This is a genomic window from Bacteroides sp. D2 (assembly GCF_025147085.1).
Taxonomy (GTDB): domain Bacteria; phylum Bacteroidota; class Bacteroidia; order Bacteroidales; family Bacteroidaceae; genus Bacteroides.
The window spans coordinates 5,880,090-5,897,783 of record NZ_CP102261.1 but is presented as its reverse complement, the minus strand read 5'-3'; the positions used below and the strand labels follow the sequence as shown (position 1 = coordinate 5,897,783).

The 17,694-nt window shown below is 43.7% G+C and carries 17 protein-coding genes; 7 read left to right on the top strand and 10 right to left on the bottom strand.

Going from position 1 to position 17,694, the window contains the following annotated elements:
* Positions 1-13: 13 nt before the first annotated feature.
* A complete protein-coding gene (locus NQ505_RS22255; protein ID WP_009000075.1) occupies positions 14-1,630 on the bottom strand; it encodes a formylglycine-generating enzyme family protein in 1,617 nt (538 codons plus the stop codon).
* Positions 1,631-1,725: 95 nt separating this feature from the next.
* Between NQ505_RS22255 and NQ505_RS22250 the strand changes: the two genes are divergently transcribed.
* Positions 1,726-2,100 carry a RidA family protein gene (locus NQ505_RS22250; protein ID WP_004303886.1) on the top strand — a complete coding sequence of 125 codons (375 nt, stop codon included), beginning with the start codon at positions 1,726-1,728 and terminating at the stop codon, positions 2,098-2,100.
* Here the strand turns inward: NQ505_RS22250 and NQ505_RS22245 are convergent.
* Positions 2,068-3,558, bottom strand: a complete 1,491-nt coding sequence (locus NQ505_RS22245; RefSeq protein ID WP_009000076.1) for a bifunctional folylpolyglutamate synthase/dihydrofolate synthase — start codon at positions 3,556-3,558, stop codon at positions 2,068-2,070. The genes NQ505_RS22250 and NQ505_RS22245 overlap by 33 nt on opposite strands.
* Positions 3,559-3,689: 131 nt before the next feature.
* On the opposite strand from NQ505_RS22245, the gene NQ505_RS22240 reads away from it, so the two are divergent.
* On the top strand, positions 3,690-5,015 hold the full coding sequence (locus tag NQ505_RS22240; protein WP_004296645.1) for a PhoH family protein: 1,326 nt from the start codon (positions 3,690-3,692) through the stop codon (positions 5,013-5,015).
* A 119-nt stretch (positions 5,016-5,134) separates the two neighbouring features.
* Here the strand turns inward: NQ505_RS22240 and NQ505_RS22235 are convergent, their stop codons facing one another.
* The 4 genes from NQ505_RS22235 to NQ505_RS22220 form a co-directional block, all read right to left on the bottom strand.
* Positions 5,135-6,112, bottom strand: coding sequence for a dihydroorotate dehydrogenase-like protein (locus tag NQ505_RS22235; protein WP_009000077.1), 978 nt, complete (start codon positions 6,110-6,112; stop codon positions 5,135-5,137).
* A gap of 23 nt (positions 6,113-6,135) precedes the next feature.
* Entirely contained in the window at positions 6,136-6,804 is a 669-nt protein-coding gene (locus tag NQ505_RS22230) for a YggS family pyridoxal phosphate-dependent enzyme (protein ID WP_004296647.1), read from the bottom strand.
* 6 nt (positions 6,805-6,810) lie between these two features.
* Positions 6,811-7,290 (bottom strand): DUF4494 domain-containing protein, encoded by a 480-nt coding sequence (locus NQ505_RS22225; RefSeq protein WP_004296648.1) that lies wholly within the window; start codon positions 7,288-7,290, stop codon positions 6,811-6,813.
* An 83-nt stretch (positions 7,291-7,373) separates the two neighbouring features.
* Positions 7,374-7,937, bottom strand: a complete 564-nt coding sequence (locus tag NQ505_RS22220) for an HdeD family acid-resistance protein (protein WP_009000078.1) — start codon at positions 7,935-7,937, stop codon at positions 7,374-7,376.
* A 137-nt stretch (positions 7,938-8,074) separates the two neighbouring features.
* Here NQ505_RS22220 and tpx point away from each other — a divergent pair, with 137 nt between their 5' ends.
* Both tpx and NQ505_RS22210 read left to right on the top strand, forming a co-directional pair.
* Positions 8,075-8,575 carry a thiol peroxidase gene (gene tpx / locus NQ505_RS22215; RefSeq protein WP_004296650.1) on the top strand — a complete coding sequence of 167 codons (501 nt, stop codon included), beginning with the start codon at positions 8,075-8,077 and terminating at the stop codon, positions 8,573-8,575.
* A gap of 198 nt (positions 8,576-8,773) precedes the next feature.
* Positions 8,774-9,658, top strand: a complete 885-nt coding sequence (locus NQ505_RS22210; protein ID WP_004296651.1) for a DUF3078 domain-containing protein — start codon at positions 8,774-8,776, stop codon at positions 9,656-9,658.
* A 170-nt stretch (positions 9,659-9,828) separates the two neighbouring features.
* On the opposite strand, the gene NQ505_RS22205 is transcribed toward NQ505_RS22210, so the two are convergent.
* The 4 genes from NQ505_RS22205 to NQ505_RS22190 form a co-directional block, all read right to left on the bottom strand.
* On the bottom strand, positions 9,829-10,473 hold the full coding sequence (locus tag NQ505_RS22205; protein ID WP_004296652.1) for a DedA family protein: 645 nt from the start codon (positions 10,471-10,473) through the stop codon (positions 9,829-9,831).
* 30 nt (positions 10,474-10,503) lie between these two features.
* Complete coding sequence (locus tag NQ505_RS22200) at positions 10,504-11,955, bottom strand: tetratricopeptide repeat protein (protein ID WP_117515045.1); 1,452 nt, start codon at positions 11,953-11,955, stop codon at positions 10,504-10,506.
* Between the two features lie 102 nt (positions 11,956-12,057).
* Positions 12,058-13,797 carry a glutamine--tRNA ligase/YqeY domain fusion protein gene (locus tag NQ505_RS22195; protein ID WP_009000080.1) on the bottom strand — a complete coding sequence of 580 codons (1,740 nt, stop codon included), beginning with the start codon at positions 13,795-13,797 and terminating at the stop codon, positions 12,058-12,060.
* 48 nt (positions 13,798-13,845) lie between these two features.
* Positions 13,846-14,658, bottom strand: coding sequence for a PstS family phosphate ABC transporter substrate-binding protein (locus NQ505_RS22190; protein WP_004310267.1), 813 nt, complete (start codon positions 14,656-14,658; stop codon positions 13,846-13,848).
* 177 nt (positions 14,659-14,835) lie between these two features.
* Between NQ505_RS22190 and pstC the strand changes: the two genes are divergently transcribed.
* From pstC to pstB, 3 genes are read left to right on the top strand one after another with little or no spacing between them, the layout of a single operon-like run.
* Positions 14,836-16,032 (top strand): phosphate ABC transporter permease subunit PstC, encoded by a 1,197-nt coding sequence (gene pstC, locus NQ505_RS22185; RefSeq protein ID WP_009000081.1) that lies wholly within the window; start codon positions 14,836-14,838, stop codon positions 16,030-16,032.
* Between the two features lies 1 nt (position 16,033).
* Positions 16,034-16,909, top strand: a complete 876-nt coding sequence (gene pstA / locus NQ505_RS22180) for a phosphate ABC transporter permease PstA (RefSeq protein WP_004321179.1) — start codon at positions 16,034-16,036, stop codon at positions 16,907-16,909.
* An 8-nt stretch (positions 16,910-16,917) separates the two neighbouring features.
* Positions 16,918-17,676, top strand: coding sequence for a phosphate ABC transporter ATP-binding protein PstB (gene pstB / locus NQ505_RS22175; protein WP_004296658.1), 759 nt, complete (start codon positions 16,918-16,920; stop codon positions 17,674-17,676).
* Positions 17,677-17,694: the final 18 nt, after the last annotated feature.

Genomic DNA, 17,694 nt, shown 5'->3' with positions numbered 1-17,694 from the left:
TGCATTCATAGTGTTATTGAATAGGATTAAGTACCACACGAAATCCGATATGTGGTTCTGATGTATCGTAAGTCTGTACGCTACGATGGCGAATGTCCATATCACGTTCGTTGGCCAGGTAGCTGCCTCCTCTCACTATCTTTTTATGGTGTCCGGGATTCTCTGCCGGACCTTGGGGATCTGTGACCCGTGTATTTTCATACCGGCTCATCCAGTCTGTACACCATTCGGCGGCGTTGCCTGACATGTCGTATAAATCGAATCCGTTTTCGCGTTTCTCGCCAACGGGATGCAGGCGTTCATTGGCATTGGAGGCATAGTAGGCTACATCACGAATGTTGTCTGAACCGGCATAAGGATAGCTTTCGCCTCCGGCGGCTGCATACTCCCATTGCGCCTCCGTAGGGAGGGAAAAAGGTAAACCGGTGAGCTTGTTCAGTTTCTTGGTGAAGGCCTCTGCATCATTCCACGTTATATGTGTCATAGGCAGCATGCCTTCTTCCGTAACAATGGAGTCATTCATAATGGCATACCACAACGAACGTGTTACTTCGTATTTACACATATAATAATCGGAACTTAATACAACGGTGTGCTGCGGTGAGTCATATCCTTTTCCCATAGTTTTCCCCATGATGAATTCTTTGTTTTTGGCCGGAATCAGCAGCATATTATTCATCATGTCCACCAGGGAGCGGAGCTGGGGCAGTGTGATTGTGGGATTCCATTTTACGTCTACCCATTCTTTCTCTCTGTCTTTTATATCCCTGTTTCCGGTGTTGTTTACGGAGGCGCGTCCGTCATTTCGGAGTGCATTGAATTCATGCAGGATGGAGTCGCATGTAGATTTCAAAGAACTGTCCGGGTTTTTCTTTATGAAACTACTGTAATCGTCATAAGTGCGACAATCCTTGAATTCCAATTTTTGTTCTGCCGTTCTTTGGATGGAAGTATAAGTTTTGCTTCCTGCTACTATTAATAATAGAGCAATGAAAGTCATCACAAGCCATTTAGCAGATACATAAGAAGGTTTTGACAACATTTGTTTCAGGAGGTCACCCTTTATATCTTTGAATCGGGCTACTCGTGAGTTACTGTAAAATACAGCTTGAAAGTCTTTTAATCCGCTAATGTCCGGTGGTAGTTGCAGGGTGGCGAAATCATAGCTTTCACTTTCCTGCGGAGCAATCGGAATGATATTTATCTGTTTGGGGCTTCTACTCCGGCGGTGTAACGCACGGCCTAATTCTATCCGGACAAAATCGATTTCTCCGGTACGGCTGATCTGCTTAATTTCTGTTTCAAACTCTTCATAGGTCAAGGATGCCATCCGTTCGTAGAAAGCCACTTCTTCCATGTCCCATGTTGCTTTTTCGCCTGTCTCGACCGCTTCTTCATTGAGCGGGCGGATCGTTGTAAACGTCTCCGGCACCATAAACATAATGAAGTCTTTGCACTCATCAATACGGCGAATCAACTCAACATCAAACCGACCGTTTAAATTGTCTTTATCAAAGCTCACCCTTTTGCGGAATCCGGATTCTTCCAGCATCAGTTGTAGCATTTCAGGCTTGTCGCCCGAACATCTTTTACGGTAACTTATGAATATGTCGTAATTATGCTTGCTCATCAGCTGCTAAGATAATAAAAAGAAACAGATTTGTCAATCTTACTCGAAATTTATTTTTATCTTTGAAATTCGGTAAACAGAAAAAAGAAATATATATGAAAAAAGTAATTTGCAGTGAGAAAGCTCCGGGGGCTATCGGCCCTTATAGTCAGGCGATAGAAGCCAATGGTATGGTATTTGTGTCCGGTCAGTTGCCTATTGATGCCGCTACGGGACAGATGGCTGAAGGGATAGAAGGACAGGCTCGCCAGTCGTTGGAGAATATCAAACACATTCTTGAAGAAGCAGGATTGACAATGGGAAACATTGCCAAAACCACTGTCTTTCTTCAGGATATGTCCCTGTTTGCAGGGATGAACGGTGTGTATGCCACGTATTTTGACGGAGCCTTTCCGGCACGTTCGGCGGTTGCCGTAAAAGCTCTGCCAAAGGATGCGTTAGTAGAGATTGAGTGTATCGCGGTTCGCTAACAAATCTGCGACAATGAAACTGCTGCCTCCTACAAAGATCAGATCTTTGGGGGGGCAGTTCTTTTTTGCCGCCTGTACAGCTTCTACAACAGTGGGGTAGGTGGTACCTTTCAATCCGGCTTCTTCTGCCAATGCCAGTAGTTCATTTTCCGGAAGCGCGCGTTTAACGCTTGCTTTGGTAAAATAATAGGTGGCATATTTCGGCAATGCTCGCAGAACCCCTCGGATGTCTTTGTCATTGACCATGCCGAATACAAAATGGATCTCCTGACCGAAGGTTTTGTGAATGGCATTGAGCTGTACATGGATATATTCGATTCCATCAACATTATGTCCCGTGTCACAGATAATATCCGGATAGCTGTGTACTTTCTGCCAACGCCCCATCAGACCGGTGAGCTGACATACGTTTGCAAGACCTGCGCGATAGTCCTGGGATCTGATGTTGTAGTTCAGACGGGTCAGTGTCGCAAGGGCTTTTAGGATGGTGGACATATTTTCGAATTGGTAAGCTCCGCTCAACTCTGTGAAAAGTCCGAAAGGAAACATCTCATTGTGGATTTTGATAGCATCTTTTCTTTTGTCGAGTATCTGATCTAGCGTATGTAGACTGTCTGACAGGTCTAACATGAGTAATGCTTGCCGCATCTGGTTTGCCTCTTCTTCTGATTGTTCGTCCATTGCTTCGATCATTTCGTGCATGCTCTGAATTGTGTTGTCCATCATCGGTCTTATTTCTTGCAATTTCGAATAAGGAACTATTTCCATGTCCCAGTACCGGGCATTTTCACGGGCATATTCGATGGGCGCATTCTTTTCTTTAGCTTTCATGGTAAATACACGTTTCACTGCCCCTTGGGCTCTGCCGATAACGACCGGAACTCCTTCTTTGATAATTCCGGCTTTCTCTTTGGCAATCTTCGTCAGCGTGTCACCCAGATATTGGGTGTGGTCGAGGCCTATGTTGGTGATAATGCACAAATCCGGATGGATGATATTCGTACAGTCCAATCTTCCGCCCATGCCTACTTCGATAACTGCTACATCTACTTTCTGGTCGGCAAAATAACGGAATGCCATAGCGGTGGTCAGTTCGAAGAATGAAGGGTGCAGCGGCTCGAAGAAAGAGCGATGCTCTTCTACGAAATTGACTACATACTCTTCCGGTATCATCTCACCGTTGATACGGATACGTTCGCGGAAGTCGATTAAATGAGGGGAGGTGAATAGTCCTACCCGGTAACCGGCGCACTGCAATACGGCTGCGATGGTATGTGAACAGGATCCTTTTCCATTGGTTCCGGCGATATGTATCGTCTTGAATTGTTGATGAGGATGCCCAAAATGTTCGTCCAATTGGTGTGTGGTCTCTAAACCAGGCTTATATGCTTTGCCTCCTATTTGTTGAAACATTGGTGCACTCTCATATAAGTACTTTAAAGTGTTCTGATAGTCCATGTTTTATAATATTTAACGTCGGGCAATCTTTATTGCCCACTAATTTGTTTATCTTTAGAACCGTCAATCTGACTATAAATGGGGGATTGGCGAATGAGATTGCAAATATCAACATTTAAATCTAAGAAATCATGGGAACTAAGAAAAATTTTGTGCTAGACACAAATGTTATTCTTCACGACTACAATTGCTTGAAGAATTTTCAGGAAAATGATATTTACCTCCCTCTTGTTGTACTCGAAGAACTGGATAAGTTCAAAAAAGGAAACGAGCAGATAAATTTCAATGCTCGTGAGTTCGTGCGCGAATTGGATGTGCTGACAAGCGACGAGCTTTTCTCCGACGGAGTGAAGCTTGGCGAAGGATTGGGACGTCTGTTTGTCGTGACAAGTAATGTGCCGGCTGCCAAAGTGTGGGAATCGTTTCCTATAAAGAAACCCGATCATTTGATTTTGGCGGCAACCGAATACCTGACCGACAAGTATCCGAAAATGAAATCTATCTTAGTGACCAAAGATGTGAATCTGCGCATGAAAGCCCGTTCAATCGGTCTGCTTTGCGAAGATTATATTACGGATAAGGTGGTAAATGTAGATGTGTTCGAGAAATCTAATGAGATTTTTGAAAATGTAGATCCGGCATTGATCGACCGTATTTATTCTTCAAAGGAAGGCATTGACTTGAGTGAATTTGACTTTAAGGATTTGATTCATCCCAATGAATGTTTTGTATTGAAGAGTGACCGGAATAGTGTATTGGCACGCTACAATCCTTTTACCCATTCTATTATCCGTGTGATGAAGGGTAAGAATTATGGAATCGAACCACGGAATGCGGAACAGAGTTTTGCTTTTGAGATTCTGAATGACCCGAACATCAAACTGGTGGCTCTGACAGGAAAAGCGGGAACAGGTAAGACATTGCTGGCTTTGGCTGCTGCTTTGGGTAAGCTGACGGATTACAAACAGATTTTGCTGGCACGTCCCGTTGTGGCGCTTTCCAATAAGGATATCGGTTTCCTTCCGGGAGACGCACAGGAAAAAGTAGCTCCTTATATGCAGCCGTTGTTTGATAACCTGAACGTCATAAAACGTCAGTTTGCTACAAACTCTACCGAAGTGAAGCGCATAGAAGATATGCAGAAAAGCGAGCAGCTGGTGATTGAAGCTCTGGCATTTATCCGTGGTCGTAGTTTGAGCGAAATGTATTGCATCATTGACGAAGCGCAGAATCTGACCCCGAATGAAATAAAGACAATCATCACCCGTGCAGGCGAAGGTACGAAGATGGTATTTACGGGAGATATCCAGCAGATTGACCAACCTTATCTGGATAGTCAGTCCAATGGCCTGGTATATATGATTGATCGTATGAAAGACCAGAATATCTTTGCACACGTCAATTTGCTGAAAGGTGAACGAAGTGAATTGAGTGAACTGGCAAGCAACTTGTTATAACAGATTTCTCTGCTAAGCGAGATAAATTAATAAGTGATTAAAAAAGTAAACGGTGAACATCCTGTTGCAAATAGCACAATTTGTTCACCGTTTCTTTATTGATTTAGTATACTTTTTCCTTATTCTTTCTTTCCGAAATATTTCAGGAACTGTGTACGTTCGAATGTATTAACACCCTGAACATCCTTAATATTCAGTTTGCCTTTGAATTGAGCTATATTCTTGAATCCTTTGCGTTCCATCCATGCAGAGAGGAAGCGGTTGGCTTCTCCGATGAATGCATTTGTATTCAGATAGACTGCGCTACAAACTTCTACAGCCGAAGCACCGGCAAGGATAGCTTTCACTACTGATTCTGCATTGGCAACACCACCGGAAGCTGCATAGTCGATCTTGTCTACTACTGCAGACGCAATTCCGATCCAACGAAGCGGAATGGCGAGGTCGGAAGCATTGCTGAATATTTCGCCTGAAATATGCTCCATCTTTTCGATATTGATGTCCGGCTGATAGAAACGGTTGAAGAGAACAACTGCTGCTGCACCGTTGGCATACAACTGATCGATTAATGCCACAGGATTTGTCAGGTTATCACCCAGTTTCATGATTACAGGTATCTTGATTGTTTTTTTAATGTGGCGGAGAATATCGATGTGGCGTTGTTCGAATGAACCGTATGTATATTGCACTTCCGATTGCAGGGCAAGGATATTGATTTCCAATGCGTCGGCACCGGCTTCTTCAATCATCTTTGCAAAGTCAATCCATTCGGAATCAGTGTAGCAGTTGATGCTGGCAATGATAGGAATGGGGCATACCTTCTTACTTTCTTTTATTAAAGTCAGGTATTCGGATAGCTTGTGCTCACGGATATATTCTTCCAGATAGTCACTGGCTTCCGGATAGAAAGCCGGATCTTTCAGTTGGTCTGCTTCCAGCATGATCTGTTCCTCAAACAGTGATTTCAGAACAATTGCACCGGCACCATCTTCGGCCAATTTTTTGTTTTTGCCGGCACTGTTGGTCAGCCCCGAGCTACTGATGATGATAGGGTTTCTAAGGGAAAGCCCTGCGAAAGTAGTTTTTAAATCGGTCATAGCAATATGTTTTTTACTCCTGATTAATAAATTCGTTCTCCGAAAATCTTGCTTCCTACCCGTACCAACGTACTTCCTGCGGCAATGGCTTCGTGGTAGTCATGTGACATTCCCATCGACAGCTCGCAGAAAGTATCGGAGTGGATGAACCAAGTTGTTTTTATCTCGTTAAAGAGCCTATTTAGTAAACCAAATTCCCGGTTGATTTGTTCAATGCAATCGGTGTTGCTGGCCATCCCCATTAATCCGCAGATGCGTACATGAGTCAGCTCTTTCCATTCTCCGGCATTCAACATCTCCTTACATTCTTCGGGACTGAAACCAAATTTGGTTTCTTCCTGCGCAACGTGAATCTGCAATAGGCAGTTCACTGTACGTCCCGCTTTGACAGCTTGTTTGTTGACTTCGGCCAGCAGTTTATAACTATCAATTCCATGAATCATCGCTACGTATGGTATCATGTATTTGATTTTGTTCGTCTGCAGGTGTCCGATGAAATGCCATTCAATGTCTTTGGGCAAACTTTCGTATTTAGCTGTCATTTCCTGCACTTTGCTTTCTCCAAAAATACGCTGTCCCGCCTGATATGCTTCTTCTATCGCTTCATTGGGATGGAATTTTGAGACAGCAACCAGCCGGACTCCTTGAGGGAGTTCGGCCAGCACTTGCTTTAAATTGTCAGCAATACTCATTGTTACTTATGCTTTTGATGGATCAAATTCCGGTTTGTCATTCGGTTCGGCGCTGTAAGGATATACATCCATGAGCGGAGTCTCGGATACCATACCGATCTGATAATCTGCCATGGTTCCTTTCATTCCTTCATCCAGCTTCTTGACTGCGTCGCGCAAGTCGGCAGCTTGTACCAGTACTTGGGTGGAAGTCTTTTTTTCAGCACCGCTTTTTTCATCCAGAGTGATGAAAATAAGTTTGCATTTGAACCAGCGGTCGGCACTTTCTTCGTCGCTAGGGAAAAGTTCGCTATAGTTGGCACGTTTAATATCCGAAACGGTAAATTCTCCGGAGATAAACGGAGTCATTTCTTCAATAATCCGTGCTTCTGCTTCTGTAAAACTGAGTGCGTCAACAAGATAAGGTTCAGTTACTTTCTTCTGCATTCCGTTTTCCATTACTTTTTCATAACGGATCTTGCACTCAAACCATGTATGCATTGCCATAATTTTCTTCCTTTTTAATTAATTGATTTATGTAAATTGCCTACAAAGATAAACAAAATCCCAAAGTAAGTGCCGAAAGCTTTTTATTTTCTTTTATGCAGATTCTTTAATTCAAATGAAAGCATGACACGGAAAAGTCCGATGATGAGGAAAGCAAAAGAAATCATATACACTGCGTAGAGCGCTCCTATGGCGGGTTGCCATAATATTAAAAGAGAGCACAGGATGGCAAGAATACCGAAAGCCATGTACCAGCCCCAGTCGCGGGTTCCGTAACGTTTCAGGTCGATGGAATAGCCGGTGGAGGAGAACCCTCGGAACATAAGCCAGAAGGCTATGATCAAAGGAATAACTTCCATGCTGACCATCGGATAGGCAATCAGGTAAATACCCAGAACGAGGTCGATGAGTCCTCCTACGATATACCATCCCCAGCTCGGGACACCTTTCCGGTTGCTAAGAGCAAAGATGATTTCCAGAATACCGCTTATCAGCATCGATACACTGAAAATGATACTTAGAGCTACATAGGTGCTTACGGGTGAGAACATGAGCCAAAGGGCTACAATGATATACACGATTCCCAAAAGAAGAGAAGTCCACCAATTTTTTACTGAATGTTGAATCTCATTGAATACAGTTTCCATACATTTTATATTTTAAATTGAACACTAGAGTGATTTCGTTGAGGAATAACAAATTGAATTTAGAAAAGGTTTTCCGTGAACATATTTGGGGGAATAGTTGTTTCCTATATAAAGTAAATTTTAAATATACATGCATTATGGCAACAACAAATTTCAAAGGACAACCGGTGAAACTGATCGGTGAATTTATACAAGTAGGTAAGGTAGCTCCTGACTTCGAGCTGGTAAAAACAGATTTATCTTCTTTCTCTCTGAAAGATTTAAATGGTAAAAATGTGATTTTAAATATTTTCCCTAGTCTGGATACCAGCGTATGTGCAACTTCTGTACGTAAGTTTAATAAAATGGCTGCCGGATTGAAAGATACGGTAGTATTGGCTATTTCTAAGGATCTTCCTTTTGCACACGGCCGTTTCTGTACGACAGAAGGTATTGAAAATGTAATTCCATTGTCTGATTTCCGCTTCTCTGATTTCGACGAAAGTTACGGAGTGCGTATGGCAGATGGTCCGTTAGCAGGACTTTTGGCGCGTGCGGTAGTTGTGATTGGCAAAGATGGCAAAATTGCATATACGGAACTTGTTCCTGAAATCACCCAGGAGCCTGATTATGACAAAGCCTTAGCTGCTGTAAAGTAATATAGAATATGGAGTATTAAGTATTAGGTATTAACTATTAGTTGCAGCTAATAAACGAATATGGCTAATACTTAATACTTAAGCCTGCTACTTATCTTAAAGATTTTGACCTAATGGGAACTGGTAAAAAGGCTTGGTAAACTGCCAAGGCTCCGTTCTTGTTAGGTTGTGTTTTTTCTACACTAAACCTCAACTATCATGAACAAAATGAAAACTCTATTCATCGCCCTGTTATGTATGGGCGTTGGAACCTTGTCGGCCCAAACTGCCGATAGTACACAAATTTCTCCCTGGACAAAAGAAGGATTTGCCGGACTGAAACTAACGCAAGTGAGCCTCACTAATTGGGCTGCCGGAGGTGATAACTCCGTTGCCTTTGACTTGCAGGGCACTTATCAGATTAATTATAAGAAAGGAAAACATCTGTGGAATAATCGTATCGAACTGGCTTATGGATTAAATAAGACCGGTGACGACGGAACCAGGAAAGCAAATGATAAAATCTATTTGAATACGAATTATGGCTATGCTATTGCCAAAAGTTGGTATGCCAGTGCGTTTGCCACTTTCCAGACACAGTTTTCTCCAGGATATGACTACTCCGTCAATAAAGACATTGCTATCTCCGAATTTATGGCTCCTGCCTATTTGACTACCGGTTTGGGCTTTACGTATGATCCGGGTAAGATATTTACCGTTGTATTGTCTCCTGCTGCGTGGCGCGGAACATTTGTACTCAATGACCGTCTCTCTGACGAAGGAGCTTATGGAGTGGATCCGGGCAAACATCTATTATCCAGCTTCGGTGCTAACTTGAAAGGAGAAGCCAAATATGAATTCTTGAAAAATATGACGGTATATTCACGTTTGGATCTATATTCCGATTATCTGCATAAGCCGCTGAATATAGATGTGAACTGGGAAGTACAAGTAAATATGATTATCAATAAATGGTTCTCAACCACACTTACTACTAACCTGATGTATGACGATGATGTGAAAATCGTGCAAAAGGATGGTACAAAAGGTGCTCGTGTGCAATTTAAAGAGATATTGGGAGTAGGAGTTCAGTTTAATTTCTAATTAGCTCTTATCTACCACAAAAAAATAAACCACAGAGGACGTAGAATACACAAAGAAGTAAGAATTTAACGGGTAATAGCCGATTTACAATAATGGATGCCCCGGTAACTCTATGTTCTTGCTTTGTGTTCTCTGCGTCCTCTGTGGCTTTGCAATGAGTATTTTACTACTTATTTTCTTTTTTTCAGCCCTTTATAAGCCAAAAAAACGATTACAATTACCACCACTGCTATAATGACATAGCCGATTTCGTGACTGTATTCGGTGGCCATTACATAGACATCGTTAGTCGTTTTGAGGTCTGTAAAACGGTAAATCAGGTATCCGAGCAAAGCTAATATGCTGTTCCATATAGCAGCGCCGAGAGTTGTATAAAGCAGGAAAGGACCTATTTTCATGCCGGCTAACCCTGCGGGAATACTGATAAGTTGGCGTACAGCCGGAATAAGACGGCCAAAGAAAGTAGAGGCTGCACCGTGCTTTCTGAAATATTCTTCTGCATGGTGTATTTTCTCTTCGTCAATAAGGCACATGTGCCCTAAACGGCTGTTAGCGAATTTATAGATAATAGGACGACCCAACCAACGTGCCAGGTAATAATTAACTAATGCACCGATATCTGCTCCTATAGTTGCAAATAGGACAACGAGAAAGATATTCATACTGTCGTCTGCCATAGCTTTCCATGCGGCAGGGGGTACTACGGCTTCCGAGGGGAAGGGAATAAAAGAGCTTTCGATAGCCATAAAAATAGTGACTACCCAATAGTTCAAGTTTTCTAATACCCATTTAAGAAGTTCTGCTACTGATTCCATGTTTTTTGAGGATAGAATTTATAAATTGATTTATTTTTTTCCTTTTGTTTTTTTCTTATTCTCTTTTTTCATGCGTTCCCACACTTCTTTGAGAGTCCTTTCGTCTTCTTCTCTATGTTCGGGGCTGTTCAACAGATCCAGGATCATGTCTTCTTCCAGTGGGTGCTCACATTCCTTATTATATTTAAAGAAGTTGTCGATTTCACCGTGCATGAGGCAAAGAACACTCAATTTCTCCGTCACATCTTCGTATTTCGGATTTATCTGGTACACTTTTTCAAAGTATTCTTTCGCTTCGATCAGATAGTCACTTTCCGAATAAGCAGAGGCAATCATATACCACATTTCTATGTTCGGGTTGATCTCTATCGCTTTTTCGAAAGAGATGGCAGCTTCGTCTTCCAGTTCCTCTGCCAGGTATAGTTTCCCTTCTGTCAGATAGATTAATCCCTCGTTCGGGTTTATCTCTTTGGCTTTCTCGCATAGTTCGTGAGCCTCTTCATACCTTTCCAGGTGAGACAGGGCGAATGCTTTGCTGGTATAGGTGTCTATCAATAAAATAGACTGCTTGTCTCCGTCTTCTTCAAAACGTTCGATCACTTTGTCGTAATAGTCATCAGCTTTTTGCCATTCTTCTTTATTACCGTAGGATATTCCCATAAACATATAACCCAGTTCGGGGGGAATGGCTTTGAGCTCAATCGCCTTTTGGTAATTCTCGATGGCATCATCCGAATTGTTCAGATAGAAGAAACAATGTGCCTTGTAGGCATAAGCTTCCCCGTACTGATCGTCGGCTGCCAATGCAAAATCACAGGCTTCGATGGCTTTGTCTATTTGTTCCTGGACAAAGTAACATTTCACCAGTCCCATCCAGTAGGACGGATTGAACGGAGATTTGTCAATGAGTTTATTGTAATAGGTGATGGCTGATTCTACCTGATGGGTCGATGCCAGATAATCGGCTGTGAGAGCCATGTATTCTTCATCTTCGGCATAACGGGATTTACCCCTGTCGAGCCATTCTTTGGCTGCGTCCGGGTATCCCATGTCCAGATAGAGAAATACAACATCAATGATTGTTTCCAGCTCGTCGGCATCCGCTATTGTGCTTAACAGCCATTGAGCTTCCTCCAGTTTTCCTCCATTCAGCAATAGCTCGGCTTTCAGCAGTTTCACTTCGGAATCAAATTCTTCGGTAATCGAATCCGCTACTTTTTTTGCTTTTTGCAGCTTTTGGGTATCCAGGTAAAGATATGCTTGTTCTATAAGCAAATCTGTGTTTCCCGGATGTATTTTAAGTCCATAAGTGATTACTTCTTGTGCTTCTTCAAATTTTCGCTCGGAGGCATACCAGTCGGCGATGTCGGCCAATTGGTCAGCATCCAGATAAAGTTGTCGGTTTTCTGCTTTTGCTTCTTCGTAGTTTGTGATTAGTGTGACTAGTTCCTTTTTTGCTGATGGCGAATTTTTTCTACCCATTTTACTTTTAGATTTTTAATTGCTAAGATGGGGCTGTTGCAAAAGTTCAGATGATGATCCTTTTGACACAGCCCCATTGTAAAGTTAAGCTTGAAAGCTTAGTTATTTATTAATCTTACCCCATGTGTCTTTCAACCCTACTGTACGGTTGAAGATTAGTTTATCCGGGGTTGATTCTTTGTCGATATTAAAGTAACCGATCCGTTGGAACTGCAGATAGGAGAGTGGAGGCAGGGTAGCTGCGAACTTCTCTATGTAGCAGTTGGGCAGAACTTTCAATGAATCCGGATTAATGATTTCTTTCATGGCTTCCAGTGCTTCGCATTTTTTTGCTTCGCGGATGGCGGCCAGTTCGTCACGTGGATTTTCCACTTTCCACAGACGGTCGTACAAACGTACTTCTGCTTGCAGGCAGTGGTTGCAGCTTACCCAGTGGAGCGTACCTTTCACCTTGCGGTTCGCATCCGGCATGCCACTGCGGGTATTTGCGTCATATTCGCAATATACTTCTGTGATTACACCGTTTTCGTCTTTCTTGCAACCGATACATTTCACGATATAAGCATTTTTGAGACGTACTTCTTGTCCCGGTGTCATGCGGAAATATTTCTTGGGAGCGTCTTCCATGAAGTCTTCGCGCTCCATCCACAATTCGCGGCTAAACTCGATCAGGTGACTTCCTGCTTCCGGATCTTCCGGATTGTTGATTGCTTCCAGTTCTTCAACCTGTCCTTCCGGATAGTTGGTGATAATCAGTTTAACCGGGTTGATTACTGCAGATATACGGGTAGCACGGCTGTTCAAATCATCCCGGACAGAGCTTTCCAACAGGGCGATGTCGTTCAGGGCATCGTAAGTGGTATATCCGATTTTATCGATAAACTTATGAATGGACTCCGGTGAATAACCGCGACGGCGGAAACCGCAGATAGTCGGCATACGAGGGTCGTCCCATCCGTTTACCAATCCTTCTTTCACCAGTGTGAGCAGGTTACGTTTGCTCATCAGGGTGTAACTTAGATTCAGTTTGTTGAATTCAGTCTGACGGGGACGGTTGTCGTTCAGGTCTTTTCCTTCTTTCAACCAATCAATGAAGAGGTCGTAAAGCGGACGGTGTACCACAAATTCAAGTGTGCACAGAGAATGAGTCACTCCTTCGAAGAAGTCACTCTGTCCGTGGGCGAAGTCATACATCGGATAAGCTTTCCAGGTAGTACCCGTACGGTGGTGCGGGTGTTTCACTACACGGTAAATAATCGGATCGCGGAAGTGCATATTCGGATTAGCCATGTCAATCTTGGCACGGAGCACCATAGCGCCTTCTTCGATCTCGCCGCTATTCATTTTCTTAAAAAGTTCGAGGCTCTCTTCGATAGGACGGTTCCGGTAAGGACTCTCCACACCCGCTTGGGTAGGAGTACCTTTCTGCTGTGCAATCAGTTCGGAACTCTGTTCGTCGATATATGCTTTTCCCTCCTGGATCAGGCGGATAGCGAAATCCCATAATTGCTGGAAATAGTCGGAAGCATAATATTCATTTCCCCACTGGTAGCCTAGCCATTGGATATCTTCTTTGATAGCTTCTACATATTCCACATCTTCCTTGGTAGGGTTTGTGTCGTCGAAACGAAGGTTACATACACCGCCGTGTTTTTCTGCGATGCCGAAATCAAGGCAAATAGCTTTGGCATGGCCGATGTGAAGATAGCCGTTGGGCTCGGGCGGGAAACGCGTCTGCACTTTTCCACCATTTTTACCTTCTTTCAAGTCTTTCTCTACTGCCTGTTCAATAAAGTTCAAGCTTTTCTTTTCGCCTGCTTCTTCGTTTTTAATATCTGTCATAACGGTTAATGTTATCTGTATTTAGGCTACAAAAGTAGGACATTTTTTTTATTTAACCGGAATATAACCGCTCTTTTTTATAATGTCCTGTCCGTCGGATGAAAGAATAAACTGAATCAGGGGGCTAACTTGTTCCTTATTTTTTACATTGTAATAGTAGTAAAGCGGCCGGACGATAGGGTAGGTTTTGTTGGTGGCATTCTCTACCGTAGGGGTGGCGTAGTGGCTTCCGTCATAAGACACGGAAAGCGTTTTGACACGGGGAGACACGTAGGCCAGTCCTACATATCCGATAGCTCCTTTGGTCTGGCTGACAGACTGGATAATAGCACCTGTTGCCGGCATGGAAAGGCTGCTTGCCATGTAGTTTTTATTTTTCAGTACGCTCTCTTTGAAAAATTCGTAAGTACCGGACGATGTTTCACGCGAGTAGACTACTATTTTTCGGTTGTCTCCGCCTACCTGTTTCCAGTTGGTTATCTTCCCCCGGAAAATATCCTCCAGTTGTTGGCGGGTCAGCTGTTTCACCGGATTAGAGGGATGTACCACCACGGCGAGGGCGTCGTAGGCAACAATCACTTCGTTTACTTCTTCTCCCGCCGCTTTAATTTTCATCTTCTCGCTGAACTTGATCGGGCGGGAAGCCATTGCAATGTCCGTTGTATTATCCATTAAAGCGGAGATACCCACACCGGTTCCGCCACCGGTTACAGTGACACGGGCATCCGGATGCTGGTTCATAAACCGCTCTGCTGTCTGTTGTGCGACAGGCAGTACCGTGTCGCTACCTTTTATACGTTGTGCGTTGGCACCGAGCGAGAGTAAGGAAAGGGCGATTAATAAGTTTCTTCTCACTTTCATATTTCTTCTTTTTATTGACTTTGCAAATTAAGCAATCGGATATTACATTTCCATTTCATCCGGAATGGAAATGATACTTGTAACACAAACGTAACATGATTGAAACATTTCCTTCAAACGTTAGTCACACCTCCTTAATAAAGAGACGCTTTCTTTGCATCAGAAATCATAGTAGGTATGAAAAAGGTATTTGAAAGGATTATAGAAGGAATGTTGACTTGTAGCGGTTTCGTGACAAGTATTACTATTCTGCTGATTGTACTCTTCCTTTTCACGGAAGCTTTCGGGCTGTTCAAGAGTAAGGTGATTGAAGAGGGATATGTGTTGGCGCTGAATAAGAGCAACAAAGTTAGTGTGTTGAGCCCTGCACAGATAAAAAATGTTTTTGATGAGGAGATCACAAACTGGAAGGAACTCGGTGGGGAAGATCTCCCTATCCGGGTTTTTCGTTTGGAGGATATAACGCAATATTATACGGAAGAGGAGTTGGGACCTGCTTATGAATATGTAGGCGACAAGATTACGGAACTGGTGGAGAAAACACCGGGTATCGTAGCTTTTGTTCCGCAGAAGTTTATTGTTCATCCGGACGCGGTGCATTTCATAGAGGATAACACCATTTCCGTGAAAGATGTATTTGCGGGTGCCGAATGGTTTCCTACGGCCACTCCGGCAGCTCAATTCGGCTTCCTGCCGTTGATTACCGGTACGTTGTGGGTGAGTCTGTTCGCCATTCTTTTTGCTTTGCCGTTCGGGCTTTCGGTTTCTATCTATATGTCTGAAGTGGCAAACCCGAAAGTGCGGAACTGGCTGAAACCGATTATCGAACTGTTGAGCGGTATTCCTTCCGTGGTCTATGGCTTTTTCGGGTTGATTGTCATCGTTCCGTTGATTCAGAAGTTGTTTAATCTTCCGGTGGGAGAGAGCGGCCTGGCAGGGAGTATCGTACTGGCCATTATGGCATTGCCCACCATCATAACGGTGACGGAAGATGCGATGCGTAACTGTCCGCGTGCAATGCGGGAAGCGAGTCTGGCGTTGGGGGCTTCTCAATGGCAGACTATATATAAGGTAGTAATTCCTTATTCTATTTCGGGTATTACATCCGGCGTGGTACTTGGCATCGGACGTGCTATCGGAGAGACGATGGCGGTATTGATGGTGACCGGTAATGCGGCTGTGATTCCGACAACTATTCTTGAGCCTTTACGTACCATTCCGGCTACGATTGCCGCCGAACTGGGAGAGGCTCCTGCAGGTGGTCCGCACTATCAGGCATTGTTCCTGTTGGGTGTCGTACTGTTCTTCATTACATTGATTATCAACTTTAGTGTGGAATATATTTCTTCTAAAGGATTAAAACGTAGTAAATAAGATGGAAATACGGAGTAATAATAAAGCTAAACACCGTTCGCAGAAATTTGCTTTCGGGATTTTCCGGTTGTTGAGTCTTTGCATTGTATTGATATTGTTTGCGATTCTGGGATTTATCATCTATAAGGGAATCGGTGCTATCAGTTGGGATTTTATCACTTCGGCTCCTACGGACGGAATGACAGGTGGCGGTATCTGGCCGGCTATTGTCGGTACCTTCTACCTGATGGTGGGAAGTGCGCTGTTTGCATTTCCGATAGGGGTGATGAGTGGGATTTATATGAATGAGTATGCGCCGAAAGGCAGGTTGGTACGCTTTATCCGGGTGATGACCAATAACTTGAGCGGTATTCCTTCCATCGTATTCGGATTGTTCGGTATGGCGCTGTTTGTCAATTATATGGGGTTTGGTGATAGTATTCTGGCAGGTTCTTTGACATTAGGTTTGCTTTGCGTACCTTTGGTCATCCGGACAACGGAGGAAGCCTTGAAAGCCATTCCCGACAGTATGCGTGAAGGTAGCCGGGCATTGGGAGCGACGAAGTTGCAGACGATATGGCACGTTATTCTGCCGATGGGTATGCCGAACATTATCACTGGGTTGATTCTCGCCTTGGGACGTGTTTCGGGAGAGACGGCGCCGATTCTGTTTACTTGTGCCGCATACTTCCTGCCGCAACTTCCTACCGGCATTTTGGATCAGTGTATGGCCTTGCCTTACCATTTGTATGTGATTTCCACCAGTGGAACGGATATGGAGGCACAACTGCCGCTGGCTTATGGCACGGCATTGGTATTGATTATGATTATCCTGTTGGTGAATCTGCTGGCTAATGCCTTGAGAAAGTATTTTGAGAAAAGAGTAAAAACGAACTAAATTAGTATATGGATACAGTGAAAATAGATGCGCGTGATGTGAACTTCTGGTATGGGGACTTTCATGCATTGAAGGGCATCAGCATGCAGATTGAGGAAAAATCGGTTGTTGCTTTTATCGGACCGTCCGGTTGTGGCAAATCTACTTTCCTCCGGCTTTTCAACCGGATGAATGATTTGATTCCTGCTACCCGTCTGGAGGGAGAAATCCGTATCGACGGACATAATATCTATGCGAAAGGCGTGGAAGTGGACGAACTCCGCAAGAATGTGGGAATGGTGTTCCAGCGTCCCAATCCTTTCCCGAAAAGCATATTCGAGAATGTGGCTTACGGACTTCGTGTGAACGGAATAAAAGATAATGCTTTCATTCGCCAGCGTGTGGAGGAAACATTGAAAGGAGCGGCTCTTTGGGATGAGGTGAAAGATAAGTTGAAGGAATCGGCTTATGCACTGTCCGGCGGACAGCAGCAGCGTCTTTGTATCGCCCGTGCGATGGCTGTCTCTCCTTCGGTATTGCTGATGGATGAACCTGCGTCTGCGCTCGATCCTATTTCTACGGCGAAAGTGGAGGAGTTGATTCATGAACTGAAGAAGGATTATACGATTGTAATCGTTACGCATAATATGCAGCAGGCGGCCCGTGTCAGTGATAAGACGGCGTTTTTCTATATGGGAGAAATGGTGGAGTTCGATCAGACGAAAAAGATATTCACCAATCCGGAGAAAGAGGCTACCCAGAATTACATAACGGGACGTTTTGGGTAATCCGGGTATCTGGAACCC

Excerpts from the sequence above, each read along its gene's own strand:
- NQ505_RS22255 (WP_009000075.1), bottom strand. The coding sequence starts at position 1,630 with ATGAGCAAGCATAATTACGACATATTCATAAGTTACCGTAAAAGATGT.
- NQ505_RS22250 (WP_004303886.1), top strand. The coding sequence starts at position 1,726 with ATGAAAAAAGTAATTTGCAGTGAGAAAGCTCCGGGGGCTATCGGCCCT.
- NQ505_RS22245 (WP_009000076.1), bottom strand. The coding sequence starts at position 3,558 with ATGGACTATCAGAACACTTTAAAGTACTTATATGAGAGTGCACCAATG.
- NQ505_RS22240 (WP_004296645.1), top strand. The coding sequence starts at position 3,690 with ATGGGAACTAAGAAAAATTTTGTGCTAGACACAAATGTTATTCTTCAC.
- NQ505_RS22235 (WP_009000077.1), bottom strand. The coding sequence starts at position 6,112 with ATGACCGATTTAAAAACTACTTTCGCAGGGCTTTCCCTTAGAAACCCT.
- NQ505_RS22230 (WP_004296647.1), bottom strand. The coding sequence starts at position 6,804 with ATGAGTATTGCTGACAATTTAAAGCAAGTGCTGGCCGAACTCCCTCAA.
- NQ505_RS22225 (WP_004296648.1), bottom strand. The coding sequence starts at position 7,290 with ATGGCAATGCATACATGGTTTGAGTGCAAGATCCGTTATGAAAAAGTA.
- NQ505_RS22220 (WP_009000078.1), bottom strand. The coding sequence starts at position 7,937 with ATGGAAACTGTATTCAATGAGATTCAACATTCAGTAAAAAATTGGTGG.
- tpx (WP_004296650.1), top strand. The coding sequence starts at position 8,075 with ATGGCAACAACAAATTTCAAAGGACAACCGGTGAAACTGATCGGTGAA.
- NQ505_RS22210 (WP_004296651.1), top strand. The coding sequence starts at position 8,774 with ATGAACAAAATGAAAACTCTATTCATCGCCCTGTTATGTATGGGCGTT.
- NQ505_RS22205 (WP_004296652.1), bottom strand. The coding sequence starts at position 10,473 with ATGGAATCAGTAGCAGAACTTCTTAAATGGGTATTAGAAAACTTGAAC.
- NQ505_RS22200 (WP_117515045.1), bottom strand. The coding sequence starts at position 11,955 with ATGGGTAGAAAAAATTCGCCATCAGCAAAAAAGGAACTAGTCACACTA.
- NQ505_RS22195 (WP_009000080.1), bottom strand. The coding sequence starts at position 13,797 with ATGACAGATATTAAAAACGAAGAAGCAGGCGAAAAGAAAAGCTTGAAC.
- NQ505_RS22190 (WP_004310267.1), bottom strand. The coding sequence starts at position 14,658 with ATGAAAGTGAGAAGAAACTTATTAATCGCCCTTTCCTTACTCTCGCTC.
- pstC (WP_009000081.1), top strand. The coding sequence starts at position 14,836 with ATGAAAAAGGTATTTGAAAGGATTATAGAAGGAATGTTGACTTGTAGC.
- pstA (WP_004321179.1), top strand. The coding sequence starts at position 16,034 with ATGGAAATACGGAGTAATAATAAAGCTAAACACCGTTCGCAGAAATTT.
- pstB (WP_004296658.1), top strand. The coding sequence starts at position 16,918 with ATGGATACAGTGAAAATAGATGCGCGTGATGTGAACTTCTGGTATGGG.